General features: G+C 69.2%; 15 protein-coding genes. 12 read left to right on the top strand and 3 right to left on the bottom strand.

The window, feature by feature from the left end; genetic code table 11:
• Positions 1–482 precede the first annotated feature (482 nt).
• From ACIBVP_RS41485 to ACIBVP_RS41460, 6 genes are all read left to right on the top strand, one after another.
• Positions 483–1784 (top strand): ABC transporter substrate-binding protein, encoded by a 1302-nt coding sequence (locus ACIBVP_RS41485; protein WP_396112084.1) that lies wholly within the window; start codon positions 483–485, stop codon positions 1782–1784.
• Between the two features lie 81 nt (positions 1785–1865).
• Positions 1866–2870: a carbohydrate ABC transporter permease gene (locus tag ACIBVP_RS41480; protein ID WP_396112083.1), complete on the top strand. Its 1005-nt coding sequence runs from the start codon at positions 1866–1868 to the stop codon at positions 2868–2870.
• Positions 2867–3709, top strand: coding sequence for a carbohydrate ABC transporter permease (locus ACIBVP_RS41475; RefSeq protein ID WP_396112082.1), 843 nt, complete (start codon positions 2867–2869; stop codon positions 3707–3709). The genes ACIBVP_RS41480 and ACIBVP_RS41475 overlap by 4 nt, the downstream gene beginning before the upstream one ends.
• Positions 3709–6282: a hypothetical protein gene (locus ACIBVP_RS41470; RefSeq protein ID WP_396112080.1), complete on the top strand. Its 2574-nt coding sequence runs from the start codon at positions 3709–3711 to the stop codon at positions 6280–6282. Before ACIBVP_RS41475 ends, ACIBVP_RS41470 begins: the two co-directional genes overlap by 1 nt.
• 47 nt (positions 6283–6329) lie before the next feature.
• Positions 6330–7412, top strand: coding sequence for a TolB family protein (locus ACIBVP_RS41465; protein WP_396112079.1), 1083 nt, complete (start codon positions 6330–6332; stop codon positions 7410–7412).
• 100 nt (positions 7413–7512) lie between these two features.
• Positions 7513–8265 carry an NPP1 family protein gene (locus ACIBVP_RS41460; RefSeq protein ID WP_396112078.1) on the top strand — a complete coding sequence of 251 codons (753 nt, stop codon included), beginning with the start codon at positions 7513–7515 and terminating at the stop codon, positions 8263–8265.
• A 38-nt stretch (positions 8266–8303) separates the two neighbouring features.
• Here ACIBVP_RS41460 and ACIBVP_RS41455 read toward each other — a convergent pair whose 3' ends face one another.
• Positions 8304–9080 (bottom strand): ABC transporter permease, encoded by a 777-nt coding sequence (locus ACIBVP_RS41455; protein WP_396112077.1) that lies wholly within the window; start codon positions 9078–9080, stop codon positions 8304–8306.
• Positions 9073–10029, bottom strand: coding sequence for an ATP-binding cassette domain-containing protein (locus ACIBVP_RS41450; RefSeq protein ID WP_396112076.1), 957 nt, complete (start codon positions 10027–10029; stop codon positions 9073–9075). Before ACIBVP_RS41450 ends, ACIBVP_RS41455 begins: the two co-directional genes overlap by 8 nt.
• 108 nt (positions 10030–10137) lie before the next feature.
• Here ACIBVP_RS41450 and ACIBVP_RS41445 point away from each other — a divergent pair, with 108 nt between their 5' ends.
• From ACIBVP_RS41445 to ACIBVP_RS41435, 3 genes are read left to right on the top strand one after another with little or no spacing between them, the layout of a single operon-like run.
• Entirely contained in the window at positions 10138–10896 is a 759-nt protein-coding gene (locus ACIBVP_RS41445) for a TetR/AcrR family transcriptional regulator (RefSeq protein WP_396112075.1), read from the top strand.
• 51 nt (positions 10897–10947) lie between these two features.
• Entirely contained in the window at positions 10948–11601 is a 654-nt protein-coding gene (locus ACIBVP_RS41440) for a DUF998 domain-containing protein (protein ID WP_396112074.1), read from the top strand.
• Positions 11602–11611: 10 nt separating this feature from the next.
• Positions 11612–12253 carry a LysE family translocator gene (locus ACIBVP_RS41435; RefSeq protein ID WP_396112072.1) on the top strand — a complete coding sequence of 214 codons (642 nt, stop codon included), beginning with the start codon at positions 11612–11614 and terminating at the stop codon, positions 12251–12253.
• Here ACIBVP_RS41435 and ACIBVP_RS41430 read toward each other — a convergent pair.
• Complete coding sequence (locus ACIBVP_RS41430) at positions 12250–13203, bottom strand: hypothetical protein (RefSeq protein ID WP_396112070.1); 954 nt, start codon at positions 13201–13203, stop codon at positions 12250–12252. The two genes, ACIBVP_RS41435 and ACIBVP_RS41430, sit on opposite strands and share 4 nt — an antisense overlap.
• Positions 13204–13318: 115 nt before the next feature.
• Between ACIBVP_RS41430 and ACIBVP_RS41425 the strand changes: the two genes are divergently transcribed.
• The 3 genes from ACIBVP_RS41425 (at position 13319) to ACIBVP_RS41415 (ending at position 14941) form a co-directional block, all read left to right on the top strand.
• Positions 13319–13747: a DUF6319 family protein gene (locus ACIBVP_RS41425; RefSeq protein WP_396112069.1), complete on the top strand. Its 429-nt coding sequence runs from the start codon at positions 13319–13321 to the stop codon at positions 13745–13747.
• Between the two features lie 136 nt (positions 13748–13883).
• Positions 13884–14297: a hypothetical protein gene (locus ACIBVP_RS41420; RefSeq protein WP_396112067.1), complete on the top strand. Its 414-nt coding sequence runs from the start codon at positions 13884–13886 to the stop codon at positions 14295–14297.
• Positions 14298–14332: 35 nt separating this feature from the next.
• Complete coding sequence (locus ACIBVP_RS41415; protein ID WP_396112066.1) at positions 14333–14941, top strand: DUF3558 domain-containing protein; 609 nt, start codon at positions 14333–14335, stop codon at positions 14939–14941.
• The last annotated feature ends 3 nt before the right edge of the window (positions 14942–14944 follow it).

Below are 14944 nucleotides of genomic sequence, written 5' to 3'. Positions count from 1 at the left end.
CCCTTCGTTGCCGAATAGCAACCACCGATGAGGACTGCGATCGCACGAGGGTGACCGCCGCCGTTCGGCGGTGCGGATACCGACATCCGGCGGCCGCTTCGCGATGTCGGGAACTCCCCGGACCATAGATCGGACTGGGTCGTCGGCGCGCTCTGAACTCGCGTCCGCTCCATAACAATTGCGGGGTTGACACTCGCGCGGACCCTGGTCCACGCTTGGCCGCCGTTAACCGATCAAGTTGGCGAGTAGTGTGCCAGCCGTAGCTGGTCACAGTCAGGTCTGGTCCGAAATGGACCGGCGAAGAGGAGTCGAGGATGACTCGGGACACGAGCCGCGCAATCGGCTTGGCCTCAACGCGCCCCCGTGCCGCCGTGTCCTCATCGCTCCGCCACTTTCCGGTATACCGTGTTCCGCCCAGGTTCCCAATGGCCCAGGGGCCCGGGCGGGTGTGTGTTCCGTTTTGATCGACAGGAGAGAACGAGATGATGGGTAAAGCAAGGGTGCGCGGTGCCGCCTTGCTTGCCGTCGCGGCGGTCGTGCTGGCCGGTTGTGGCGATAGCGGTTCCGGCGGCGACGGCGGCGGCGGGGCCGCGGCCGGAGCGCTCGAGGGGCGTGGTCCGATCAAGTTCGCGACCGGCAAGGACACCTCGGGCAACATGCAGAAGCTGGTCGACCAGTGGAACAAGGACCACCCGGACGAGAAGGTCGAGATCGTCGAGCTGCCGGAGGCGGCTGACGAGCAGCGCAACCAGATGATCCAGAACGCGCAGGCGAAGTCCAAGGAGTTCACCGTCCTCAACCTGGACGTCGTGTGGACCGCCGAGTTCGCCGCGAACCGCTGGGTCGTCGAACTGCCCCAGGACGAGATCGACCTCGACAGCCTCCTCGAGCCCGCCGTGAACACGGCGAAGTACCGCGACAAGCTGTACGCGGTCCCGATGTACTCCGACGGTGGCCTGCTCTACTACCGCAAGGACCTCCTCGACGCCGCGGGCGTGGCCGAGCCGCCCAAGACGTGGGCCGAGATGAAGGACGCCTGCGCCAAGGTGCAGGCCAAGAACGCGTCGATCGGCTGCTACGCGGGCCAGTTCGACAAGTACGAGGGCCTCACGGTGAACTTCTCCGAGGCCGTGCAGTCCGCCGGTGGCTCCATTCTCGACGAGTCCGGCAAGCCGACGGTCAACACCCAGGAGGCCAAGGACGGCCTGAACTTCCTGGTCGAGGGCCTGAAGTCCAAGGAGATCCCGCAGGCCGCGATCACCTACAAGGAGGAGGAGGGCCGTCGCGCCTTCCAGGACGGCCAGCTGGTCTTCCACCGTCAGTGGCCGTACCAGTACGCGCTGGCCAACGCGACCGACGGTTCGTCCAAGGTGGCCGGCAAGTTCGCGGTGGCGCCGCTGCCCGGCAAGGACGGCCCCGGTGTGTCCACTCTGGGTGGTCACAACTTCGCGATCTCCGCGTTCGCCGACAACAAGGCGACGGCGCTGGACTTCATCAAGTTCTTCAACAGCGAGGAGGCGCAGCGGTCCAACCTGCTGGCGACCTCGCAGGCCCCGACGCGGGCGAACCTGTACGACGACGCCGAGCTGCAGGAGCAGTTCCCGTACCTGCCCACGCTGAAGGAGTCGATCCTCAACGCGGTGCCGCGGCCGCAGGCCGTGAAGTACGGCGACGTCACGGCGGCCATGCAGGAAGCCGCGTACGGCGCGATGACCGGTGAGAAGAGCACCGACGACGCGCTGAACGAACTCCAGTCGAAGCTCGAGTCGCTGACCGCGCAGTAGCTCCGGAAACCGCCGGCCGGGCAGGCCCTTCTCAGGACTTGCCCGGCCGGCTTCCCTGTATCACGACCTTGGAGTGCTGACGTGACAGCGACTGACGCGCCGCCGCAGGCCGCGGCAGGCGCCCCCAAGAAACCACCCACAGCGAAGGCCGACCCGCAGAAGCACGGCAAGCTCGCGCTGTTCCTGCTCACCCCCACGTTCCTCGTGCTGGGGCTCGTGATCCTCTACCCGCTGATCGCGGCGGTGCGCGAGTCGCTGTACCAGAAGGCCGAGGGGGTGGACGAGGACGGCTTCGTCATCGAGGGCGAGCAGTTCGTCGGTATCGACAACTACGCCGCCATCTTCACGGGCGAGTCGGCCGAGCGGTTCTGGAACGCCTTCTTCAACACCACCTTCTTCACCGTCACCACGCTGATCCTCGAGATCGTCATCGGTGTGTCGATGGCGCTGGTGATGCACCACGCGTTGCGTGGGAAGGGGCTCGTCCGGGCCAGCATCCTGGTGCCGTGGGCCATCCCGACCGCCGTGTCGGCGATCATGTGGCAGTTCATCTTCCAGGCCGACGGTGTGGCCAACGAGGTGCTGAACTCGCAGGTCCTGTGGACCACGGAGGGCTTCCAGGCGAAGGTCGCGGTCATCATCGCGGACGTGTGGAAGACCGCGCCGTTCGTCGGCCTGCTCGTGCTCGCCGGGTTGCAGATCATCCCCAACGACGTGTACGAGGCCGCACGGGTCGACGGCGCGTCCGCGTGGAAGCAGTTCTGGCGCATCACGCTGCCGCTGGTGAAGCCCGCGCTGCTGGTCGCGGTCCTGTTCCGCGGTCTCGACGCGCTGCGCATGTTCGACCTGCCGTTCGTGATGATCGGGCAGCGAAAACAGTCCGTGGAGACGTTGTCGATGCTGGCCCAGGAAGAGGCGACACAGCTGAGAATCGGGCCCGCCGCCGCGTACGCGGTGGTGCTGTTCGTCTACGTGGCGTTGGTCGCGTACGCGTTCGTCAAGCTGCTCGGTGCCGACGTGATCGGTGAGGCACGCACGCGTGCCAAGGAGACCAAGCAGCGCAAGGCGAAGGTGGCCGTGGCATGAGTGAGCAGACGAAGGCTCCCGGCGGACGCCGGTGGCTGCTGAACATCGGCATCGCGATCATCGTCATCTACTGCCTGGTGCCGTTCTACTGGATGGTGGTCTCGGCGTTCCGGCGGCCGAACGACGTCGGTGACAACTCGCCGTTCCCGAGCCCGTGGTCGATCGAGAACTTCACGGCCGTGTTCGGCCCGAGCGTCGGGTTCTGGCGTTCGCTCGGCAACAGCGTGGTCGTCGCGGGCACCACCACGGTCGTGACGCTGATCATCGGCACGTTCGCGGCGTACACCATCGCGCGGCTGGACTTCCGCGGCAAGAACATCGCCGCCGGGGTCATCATCGCGACCTCGATGTTCCCCGGGGTGTCGCTGATCGTGCCGCTGCTGAAGCTGTTCACCGACATCGGCTGGATCAACACCTACCAGGCGATGATCCTGCCGAGCCTCTCGTTCGCGCTGCCGCTCGCGGTGTGGACGCTCGCCACGTTCTTCCGGCAGATGCCGAAGGAGCTGGAGGAGGCGGCCATGGTGGACGGTCTCACGCGCGGGCAGGCGTTCCGGCAGGTGATCCTGCCGCTCGCCGCGCCGGGCATGTTCACGACCGCGATCATCACGTTCATCGCGGCGTGGAACGAGTTCATCATCGCCCTGTCCATGGTGAACGAGAAGGAGATGAAGACCGCGACGGTCGCGATCTCCCAGTTCACCGGCATTTCCGGGTACGACAGTCCATTCGGGACCAAGATGGCCGCTGGTGTGATCGTGACGGTGCCGCTGGTCATCGTGGTGCTGATCTTCCAGCGACGCATCATCGCCGGTCTTACCGCAGGAGGCGTCAAGTAATGAGGAAACGGCCGGTCTTACTCGGCTCCGCACTGGCACTCGTCGCAACCGCGCTGGCGGTACCCGCCGGTGCGGAGGTGAGATCGGACGCCGGTTTGGCGGGTGGCGCCTTCGACGGGCGCCACCTCGCCGAACTGTCCGAGACGACACGACTGGCCGACCGGCGGGCACTCGTCACGGGTGACCGCACCATCGCGATGGGCGACGCCAACGGGTTGTACCCGGCGAGCGGCTGGCACATCCGCGGTGAGATGGGTGGCGTCTGGGCACCGCCCGTGAAGCTGCTCGACGGCATCTGGTTCGCCGTTGACGGCGCGTGGCTCGGGGCGGACGCCCCGGCCGAGGAGTACACGACCGGCTGGGGCTACCACCGCTTCGCGTACGCACCGGCCGGGCTGTCCGTCGACCGGGTCGACTTCGCCCCCGACGGGGTGCGGGCCAACGTGATCGGCCTGACGTTCCGCAGCGACACGGCCAGGACCGTGGACCTGGCGATGGACGCGCACTCCGAGCTGATGCCCGCCTACCCGTGGGGCTGGACCACCCCGAACGCCGGGCAGACGAACCTGCCGGACAGCGGCGCCTACGCCGAGGGAACCCTGCGTTTCCGCGAGCAGGGCGACGGCCACGACTACGCGGCCGTGGTCGGTTCGTCCGCGCGGCCGGTGAACCACGCACTGGGACCGGACCACCGCGGCCCGCAGGACCCGGCCGTCGTGTGCCCGGCCGACGGTGCCGCGCCGCCGCGCTGCGACGACTCCGCGTTCGGCAAGGGCACGGGCGGGCGCCTCGACTACTCGGTGCCGCTCACACCGGGGAAGCCCACCACCGTCTGGTTCACCGTCGCGGGCTCGGACAAGGGCCCGGCCGCGGCGCGCTCGGAGTACGCGAAGGCGTCCAGGAACCCGGTGGCCGCCCTGCGGTCCAAGGTGGACAGTCGCGGTGCGCTGGCCCGCAACACGGTCGTCGACCTGCCGGGTGACCCGGAGTTGCGGCAGAGCATCGAGTGGAGCAAGCAGAACCTGGCCGACTCGGTGCAGGAGTCGCACGACCTGGCGCTGCGGGACACCGACGAGGGCCGCGCGTACCCCGACCCGGCGGGCACGCTGGACGAGGCGCGCTGGTTCGGCGCGGGATTCCCGGACTACCCGTGGCTCTTCGGCACCGACGGCGAGTACACGTCGTTCGCGGCCGTCGCGGCCGGGCAGTTCGAGCCGATCAAGGCGCACCTGCGGGCGTTGCGGGACGTCAGCGAGGTGATCAACGACGGCAGCGGCAAGCTGGTCCACGAGGTCGTCTCCACCGGTGACGTCTACTTCGGGGCCAACGACGACGCGGGCAACACCGACGAGACCGTGAAGTTCCCGAGCGCGGTCGCGCTGGTGTGGCGGTGGACGGGCGACAACGCCTTCCGCGACGACCTGTACGACTTCACCGTCCGCAACCTGCGGTACGTCGACGCCAACCTCGACGCCGACGGCGACGGCTGGCTGGAGGGCCTCGGCAACGTCGAGCGGTCCGGTATGGGCGTGGAGAAGCTGGACAGCACCGCCTACTACATCCGCGGCCTGCTCGACCTCGCCGACATGGCGACGTCGAAGGGCGACACGGCGACGGCGGACTGGGCCACCTCCCGTGCGGCCACGTTGCGGGAGCGGTTCGAGGCGGTCTGGTGGGCGGGCGGTGACGCGAACGGCTACTCCGAGTCGATCGACGACCCGGACGACCCCGCGAACGACAACCGCCCGGTGTTCCAGCGGCACTGGACCGGTGTGACGCCGATGGAGATCGAGCTGCCCGACGGCAACGCGCTCGCGTCGCCCACACACGGCCCGGTCGCGTTGGCACAGCGGGAGAAGCCGTGCTACACGGGCGAGTTCGGCCTGTACCACACGGGCTCCGGCCCGACGTCCGCGCCGGAGGGCAACCCGGGGCCGTCGTGTGACAGCGTCGTGTCCACGGTGAAGAGCGAACGGTCGACGTACTCGCTGAACACCGCGGTCATGGCGGTCGCCGAGGGCAACTTCGGCCGCCTGACCCAGCAGCGGACGTACATCGACGGCAACGTCCGCATCCAGCTGGACCCGAGCGTGTGGGAGACCCCGGGCGCCATGCCCGAGGTGGCCCCGTCCCCGGACTTCGTGGCGAACATCGACCGGCCGTTCTACGACCGGTCCATGTCGCTGCAGGCGTGGGGCACGTACGGGACGCTGTGGCCGGTCGTGCACCAGTGGCTGGGCGTGTCGCCGTCGCTGGGCACGGGGGAGCTGTCCGTGGTCCCGCAGCTGCCGGCGGGCCAGAAGTCGGTGTCCGGCAAGCACATCCGGCTCGGCGCGCACGGGTCGGTGGACGTGTCGGCGACGGCGAAGGGCAACCGGCTGACGACGACCGTCCGGCTCGACGACGTGCGAGCCGACCTGACGGTGGGCGCGGTACTGCCCGCCGGGAAGCAGCCCGTTTCGGTGACGTACAACGGTGAGCGGGTCGCCTTCGAGGTCGTCCAGACGACCAGGGGCGCCGAGGTCCGCGCCGCGGTCGGCGGGTCCGGCAGCCTGATCGTGGCCTGTCGGTAGTAACGCCCGACCCCACCTTCGCGATCTTGCTCGCGGAGGTGGGGTCTTTGCGTGGTGTCGTGGCGGGGTTGTCGGCCGTCCTGGTCCTGTCGGCCTGTTCGGTGGCGGAAGAGGGACCGGAGCCGGAGCCACCCGCCAAGCTGCGCACGACGGACGTGTCGTCGTTGCGTGTCAGCGGGCAGCAGGAACAGGAAACGGCATTGTCGGTGTCCCTGTCGCCCGACGGGAAGACGGTGATGTCCCTCGGGCGGGACGGCAGGTGTCTGCGTGGCGTCGACGGCTCGTACAAGCACTGCCCGGTCAAGGCATTCGAATTCGACATCGACGACCCGGCGTGGTCGCCCGACGGGCGCATGGTGGCGATCACCGAGGAGTACGCGTTCGGGGTCGAACCGGACGTCTGGGTGATCGACGTCGCGTCCGGTGACCTGACCAATCTCACCGACGACGGCGTCGAGTCCGACGGCATCAGCCTGACGTCCCGAGAGATGCCGGAGGGCGCCCAGGTAGATGTGTCCCCGTCGTGGTCCGAGGACGGGAAGCGGATTCGCTTCCTTCGCAGGGAATCCGCGAACTCGGCCGGCGTGATGTCGGTGTCCCCGGCCGGTGGCGAGCCCGAACGGCTGGGCACGATCGACACCTCCTGGGAGAAGTTGCAGACGGTCGCCTGGGCGGAGGACTCGGTCGCCTGGCTGTCCGGCCCGCCCGACGACAGGGGTGGCGAGGTGTTCGTGGCGGGGTTGTCCGGCGAGTCCCGCAAGGTGCTCGACGGGGAGTACCGCGTGTTGTCGTTCTCCTCAGACGGGAACTTCCTGCTCGCCGACCAGCGGGACGCGGACGGCAACCCGGGAGTCGGCACGGCGCGGGTGGTGCCCGCGCGGGGCGGCGACCCGGTCCCGGTGGCGGACGGTCAGGTCACGTATCCGGGATGGGGGCCGGAAGGGCACGCGATCGCCTACGTCGAGGCGCCGGGCACGCTGCGGGTCGTCGGCAAACCGGGCGGCACACCCCACGACCTGTACCAGCAGTCGGACATCAGTGCGCGCGATGGCGTCGCATGGGTGCCGGGCCGGATGGCCGTCGTTCTCGACGGGAACCGTCCCGTCGTGCTCGCGGTCGACGGATCGTAAGCGGATGGTCACTTTTGCCACCTTCGGCGGTTGACCCGCACTGATCACCCCCGCTTACGTTGATTGCGTCATTCCCGCGATCAATGGAGAGGGCCCTGCGATGCGTGGAAGAAGAGCGGCGTTCGTCGCCGTGACCGCCACCCTGCTCACGATCCTGATCCCCGGCGTCGCCTGGGCGGACCCGCCCCGGGCGCTGCCCGCGAGCTACGCCGCCGCCGACGGGAAGTGGCAGCCCGCCTTCGACTACGACGGCGACGGCTGCTACCCGACCCCGGCCATCGGCCCGGACGGCACCATCGCGCCCGGGTTGAACAACTCCGGCGCGCTCAACGGAAACTGCCACGACCAGTCCGATTTGGACAACACGAACTCGTACTCACGAAGCAAGTGCGACAACGGCTGGTGCGCCTACCTGTACGACCTGTACTTCGAGAAGGACCAGGCCGTGCCCGGCTGGGACTGCTGCGGCCACCGCCACGACATCGAGCACGTCGTGATCTGGGTGCAGAACGACCAGGCGATGTACGTGTCCGTGTCCGAGCACGGGGACTACTCGACCTATCCGCGTGACCAGGTCGGCTGGGTGGGCACGCACGCGAAGGTCATCTACCACAAGGACGGCGTGTCCACGCACTGCTTCCGCATCGCGAGCAAGACGGAGGTGCCGGAGAACCACTACGGCACCTGGCAGTACCCGGACCTCGTCAGCTGGGACAACTACCCGGCAGGCATCCGCGACCGGCTCGTCTCCGCCGACTTCGGCAGCGCGAGCCTCGCGATCAAGGACAGCGCCTTCGCGGGCAACCTCGCGAAGGCCAAGCCCGCCGGGATCCCCTTCAACCCCTACGCATGAGTAAAAGGGGGCGGCCCCCAGGACCGCCCCCTTTCACCTCACACCGTCCGGCGCCGGAACAGGTACCCGGTCGCCGCGACCGACACGGCGAGGATGCCCGCGCACCAGGCGAGCGCGACCCATGCGCTGTTGCCCACCGGCGTCCCGAGCAGGAACCCGCGCAGTGCCTCGATGAGCGGCGTGAACGGCTGGTTGTCGGCGAACCCGTGGATCCACGACGGCATGGTCTCCACCGGCACGAACGCGCTGCTCGGGTACGGCAGGAACATCACGAAGAACGTGAACCCGCTCGCCGCCTCCGGGGTCTTCGCGAGCAGGCCGACCGCCGCGGACGCCCACGACAGCGCCAGGATCGCGACCAGCAGCAGCCCCGCGGCCGCCAGCCAGTCCACAAAGGACGCCGACGGGCGGAAGCCGATCAGGAACGCGACACCGAGCACCAGCACGGTCGACACCAGGTTCCGCACGGTGCTCGCGACGACGTGCCCGCCGAGCACGGACACCCCGCGCACGTCCATCGACCGGAAGCGGTCCATGATCCCGTTCGTCATGTCGTTCGTGACGGCGACCGCGGTGAGCGAGGCGCCGAACGACGCGCACAGCATGATCACGCCCGGCACGACGTAGGTCACGTACTCGGTGCCGGTGTCGATCGCGCCGCCGAACAGGTAGACGAACAGCAGCATCAGCATGATCGGCAGGGCGAGCGAGGTCATCAGCGCGTCGCCGTTGCGGATGGTCAGCGTGGTCGCGCGGCGGACCATCGCCCCGAGGTCGCCGAGCGGCGAGGCGGGGCGCAGTGCGAGATCAGACAACTGCGGGCTCCTTCGTGGTGGCGTGCCCGGTCAGCGCCAGGAACACGTCGTCGAGGGTCGCGGAGTGCACCGAGAAGCGCGCCACCGCGGTACGGGTGGGGTCGAGTTCGTCGAGCAGCGCGCGGATGTGGCCCGCGCTGCCGTCGGTCGCGACCGACAGCGTCAGCCGCGCACGGTCGGGCAGCAGCGTCCTGCCGCGGAGGTGGGCCGTCAGCGCGTCAAACGCGGCCGTGCCGGTGAGCGTCAGGTCGAGCCGGTGGCCCGCGACCTGCTGCTTGAGCTGCGTCGCGGTGCCCTCGGCGACGATGCGGCCACCGTCGACGAGCGCGATCCGGTCGGCCAGCTTGTCGGCCTCCTCCAGGTACTGGGTGGTGAGGAAAACCGTTACACCGGTGCGCGTGAGGTCGATGATCACGTCCCACATGGCCGCGCGGCTGCGCGGGTCCAGGCCGGTGGTCGGCTCGTCGAGGAAGATCACCGCGGGCGGCACGATCAGGCTCGCGGCCAGGTCGAGGCGCCTGCGCATGCCACCGGAGTACGTGCCGACGCGCCTGCTGCCCGCCTCGACGAGGTCGAACCGTTCGAGCAGCTCGTCGGCGCGCGCGGTGGCCGCGCGGCGGGACAGCCGGGTGAGCCTGCCCATCATCCGCAGGTTCTCCGCGCCGGTCTGCATCTCGTCGAGCGCGGCGTCCTGGCCGGTGAGGCTGATGCTGCGGCGCACGAGTGCGCGCTCGCGGACCACGTCGTGGCCCGCGACCCTGGCCTGGCCCGAATCGGGCGCCGACAGCGTGGTCAGGATCCGCACGGTCGTGGTCTTGCCCGCGCCGTTCGGGCCGAGCAGCGAGAAGACGCTGCCGCGCGGCACGTGCAGGTCGACGCCGGTGAGCACCCGCACCGCGCCGTAGGACTTCGTGAGGCCGGTAGCCTCGATCGCTGGTTCGCCGGGCATTGGTTCCCCCTGTTGGAGTTCGGCGAGCTTACTGCGTACGAGATAAACTGTACTGCGTATGACATAAACAGTGACATCAGGGATGTCCCTGAGTTGGGGTCAGGGTTGATGAGCGACGAGACGGAGACCGGGCTTCCCGCGAGCTTCGAGCTGGCCTGGGGCGTGCGTGACCGGCCGACGAAGGGGCCCAAGCGCGGGCTGTCGCTGGAGCAGATCGTCGACGCGGGCGTGCACGTCGCGAACACCGAGGGCATCGGCGGGGTGTCGATGGGCCGGGTCGCGAAGGAGCTGGGCGCGTCGGCCATGTCGCTCTACCGCTACGTCGCGTCGAAGGACGAGCTGCTCGCGCTGATGATCGACGGCGCGTTCGGCAAGATCGACGTCGAGGTGCCCGCCGACGGCACGTGGCGCGAGCGGCTCAAGTGGTGGGCCGAGGTCGAACTGGCCGCGTACCGCAGGTTCCCGTGGATCCTGCGCATCCCGGTGTCGGGCCCACCGATCATGCCCAAACAGCTGTGGTTCATGGAGCAGGGGCTGCGCGCGCTCGGCGGCACCGGGCTGCGGGAGGACGAGAAGCTGTCGGCCATCCTGCTCGTCACGAGCTTCACCCGCAGCTTCGCGACGCTCAACAGCGACCTGTCCGAGGCGGTCGGGAACGAGGACCCCACGATGGCCCGGGTCATGCCCCGCTACGGCGAGCTGATCAAGAAGCTGACCCCGGCCGAGGACTACCCCGCCCTGCACGCCGTGGTCGACGCGGGCACCTTCGACGCGGACGAGGAGTTCGAGGACCTCGACTACGACTTCCGCTTCGGGCTCGAACGCGTGCTGGACGGCATCGAGGCGCTCATCCGCAGCCGTGAGTGACCGATTTGTCTTCTTACGTTCTTCTCATGTTCCGCGGTTAGCCTCGGATCCATGCCCTCCAGAAGCGCGCTGGCGAGCGTCGTGACGCTCCTGCTCGGCATCGTGCTGATGCTGTCCCTGCACGTGGTGCCGCCGACGAACGAGATCAACGTGGTGCGCAGGACGCTGTCCGAGTACGCGCTCGGGCCCAACAAGTGGCTGTTCGACCTCGCGGTGCTGCTGGTCGCGATCGGCTCGGCCCTCGGGTTCTTCGCCGCGGTCCGGCACCGGGTGGTGCGCCCGTACTCCGGCACGGTCGTGCTCGGTGCGCTGTGGATCGCGAGCCTGCTCGTGATCGTGGCGTTCACGAAGACCGACTGGACGGTCGGCCCCAGCATCGGCGGCACGATCCACCGGTACGCGAGTGTGGTCGGGTTCGTGTCGCTGCCGCTCGCCGTGCTCCTGGTGGCCCACAAGGTGTTCCCGGACCGGTCGGCGTGGCGCTGGGTGGCACGCGGGTTCGCCACGGTGTCACTCGGGTGGTTCGGGTTGATCCTCGTCGGGGTGGTCCGCATGGGCATGGGCTACGGACCGTGGTGGCGGTTCGTGCCGCTCGGCCTGGTGGAGCGGGCCATGGCGTTGACGGCGGTCGCCGCGATCCTCGTGCTCGCGCTCGGACTGGTGCGGGTCGCAAAACCACGCGACGTGGTCCTGGCCCCGGTCTAGCCTCGGCGACGTGATGTCGCTCAGCCAAGTACTCGCGTTCGCCCTGCTGTCGGTGGTGGTCGTGGCCGTGCCGGGGCCGAGCGTGCTGTTCACGGTCGGCCGTGCGCTGACCGTCGGCCGCCGCGAGGCGCTGCTGACCGTGGTCGGCAACGCGATCGGCGTGTACCTGCAGGTCGTGGCCGTCGCCATCGGCATCGGCGTGATCGTGGAGCGGTCGGCCGCGGTGTTCACCGTGATCAAGCTCGTCGGCGCCGCGTACCTCGTCTACCTGGGGGTGCAGGCGATCCGCCACCGTCGCAAGGTCACCGAGGCGCTGGCTGAGGGTATGCCGACGGTGCTGCCGTCGCGGCGCGCCCTGCGGGACGGGCTCGTCGTCGGCGTCGCCAACCCGAAGTCGATCGTGTTCTTCGTGGTGGCGCTGCCGCAGTTCACCGACCCGGCCGCCGGCGGCGTGCCGCTGCAGATGCTCGCGCTGGGCGCGCTGTTCCCGGTGATCGCGCTGGTGCTCGACAGCGTGTGGGCCGTGCTGGCGGCGACCGCGCGGGCGTGGTTCTCCCGGTCGCCGCGCAGGCTGGCGCTGGTCGGCGGCGCGGGCGGGCTGATGATGATCGGTCTCGGCGCGTCCATCGCCGTGACCGGCCGCAAGGACTAGAGCGGCGGCAGTTCGGGCCAGACCCGCTCGGCGAGCTGTTTGGCGGCGGCACACCCGTCGCGACCGCGGCGCGGCGCCGTGACCACGCGCAGCAGCGCGTACTCGTGCGTGCCCGCGCCGGGCGCGAACTGGACGTGCTCCGTGACCGCCGTGCAGGTGCGGTCGGTGTGCTCGACGAGCCACGTCGCCCGGCCGCCGACCAGCTCGGCGTCGGTCCCGGCGGGCACGCCCACGTCCTCGGCCGACTCGGCGACCCGGAACTCCACGTCCACGCCCGGCGAGTCGCGGTCCGGGGCGCCCCAGCGGCACCGGTGCCCGGCCGGGAACGGTGTCTCGTCGACGGCGTCGAGGTCCAGCGCGGCCTGGACGTGGCGGATCATCACCACGTCGCAGGCGTCGAGCACGGCGAGCGAGCTGACGGGCGGCACCCAGTGCTCGACCCGGCCGCCGTCGAGCACCTGGTAGGCGCCGCGCAGGGCGCCCTCGGTGAGCGCGCAGAGCGTGGTGTCGTCGAGGGGCGAGCCGTAGGCGGGCTCGGCCCAGGCGGTCAGCGCGAGCCCGTCGGTGAGCACGAGCGCCGCGTCGCAGGTGCCGCCGAGGCTGCCGATGGTGGTGCCCCGCCCAGGTCGGTCGCGCGGCTCCAGGTCGTCCCGCAGGGTCGTCGCGTCACGGAGCAGACCCACCCAGACGTACGCGTGGCCGTCCGGTGCGGCCACGGTCACCCGGCAGTCGTCGAAGGTCGGCATGCCCGGCATCCGCGCCGAACCGACGTCGGCGAACGCGGCGGGCCCGGTGAGACTGCACGGGTCGACCGATGTCAGGTCACCGAGCGCCGCGGCGGTCAGCGGCGCCTCGCCCGCGGGTACCGGTGTGCCGTCGACCCCGGCCGTGCACGCCGCCAATACCAGGGCGGTCGCCGCCACACACAGCCCGACCCGCACTTTCCCCACGACGTACAGACGCGATGATGCGCACGGAGGTTCCCGACCCCACCGGGGATGCGCGAGCCGAACGCGTGTTCTAATATTCGTTCTCCCGCGGTGTGTCCCGTGACGAAGGAGCGTGATGGTGTCCCCAACGAGCGAGGCCCCGGCCAAGGCAGAGGCCGAGGCTGAGACCGTGCAGCCAGCCCCCGCCGCGGCGCCGGAGCCCGCCGCCGCCCAGGAGCCGGCGCCGGAGCAGCCCGCCAAGCGCGGCCGCAAGGCGAGCACGGCCCGCAAGACCCGCACGGTCGAGCTGACGCTGACGGTCACCGGCACCCTGGAGGGCGAGTGGCAGGCCGACCTGTCACACGGTGGCAGCCGAGTCGTGCAGGGCCTGCAGATCCCGGCCGCGGCGGTGTCCCGCGCGGCCGCCGAACTGCACGAGGACATCTCGAAGGCCATCGAGTCCGTGCTCGACGTCGCTCGCCAGCAACACCAGGCCCGCCTCGCCGAGTTGGAGGCCGAACTGTCCAAGGTCAAGCAAGCCCTGGCCGACCTCCAGGACGGCTGACCTGTCGCAGCGAAAGGCGCGTCCGGGTGTCCCGGGCGCGCCTTTCGCGTGCGTTCGAGGCCGCACCAAGCCGCGATGTCGTATTGTCGACTACCGGACGTGCATGAACGCACACAGTCCGACCGCAGGGGGACCGATGACCGGCGAACCACGCCGCGGCTCGACGATGAGGGGCATCGTCGGCGGCAGCACCGAAGGCACCATCACCACAGGCGGCTTCTCGTACGACGAGGCCACACTGGAAGGCTTGATCACGGAGTGGCTCGCTCTGTCCGACGATTACGACAGGTCGTTCCGAGACTCGCAAGACCTCGTGAGGGTGGTCGGGCCGGGTCTGGACTTCGCCAGCAGATCCGTGGCGAAGGCGGCGGCCTCGTACGGCAGGAACTACCTGTTGTACCTGCGACAGAACCGTGACTACTGCATCGAGCAGGCACAGTTGTGTCAGAACGCGTTGGACGATTATCTGGGCCTCGAGCGCCGGAACGTGGCCGAGATCCATCGAGCAGGGGAGCCCGACAACGACGAACGTTCAGGACAGGAGATTTAGTGTTGCCGAGTCGCGCCATTCGGCACTTCATCCTGGTGGCAACGTTGATGCTGGCGGCTGGCTGCACCACCACCAGCGTGGGAAGCCCCTTGCCTGTCCCGAACGGGGATCCGAGTGAAGGTTCCAGCAGCGTGCCGCCGTCGTCGGACAGTGAACTGCCTTTCGCCGGCGCACCGAAAGTTGACGACCCCTTGGACACCTCCCAGTTCCAGGATGACCCGTGCAAGGCTCTCGTCGCCGCACAGGCCGACGACCTGAACGTGCATTTCCCAGGAGAACCGGGGGAAGGCCCGTTGGGAAACACGTGTGGGTTTCGCGGAAAGTCGGACAGGCGCGCACTCGTCGATGTCCGTTCCCTGGACAAGTACCCCTACGGGCTGAGCGCCACCTATCAAGCAGAGGAAGACGGAAAATGGGCACACTTCGCGAAGTTGCCTCTGGTTGAGGGGTATCCCGCGGTCGCATACGGCGCTGTGGACCAGCGGGACACCGGCGGCTGCGTCGTCGACGTCGGTACCTCTGACGAGGTCGTGTTCGAGGTGAGCCTCCAGCTGTCGACGGACAACATCGGGAAAAAAGACCCGTGTGAAACCGCTGCGATGGTGGCCGGGATGGTTGTGCAGACCATGAAGGCGGCGCAATGAGTT

The sequence above is a fragment of the Actinophytocola sp. NPDC049390 genome, assembly GCF_044466355.1.
GTDB lineage: Bacteria > Actinomycetota > Actinomycetes > Mycobacteriales > Pseudonocardiaceae > Actinophytocola.
Note: the sequence above shows the minus strand (reverse complement) of the source record. Positions and strands in the feature narration are given on the sequence as shown.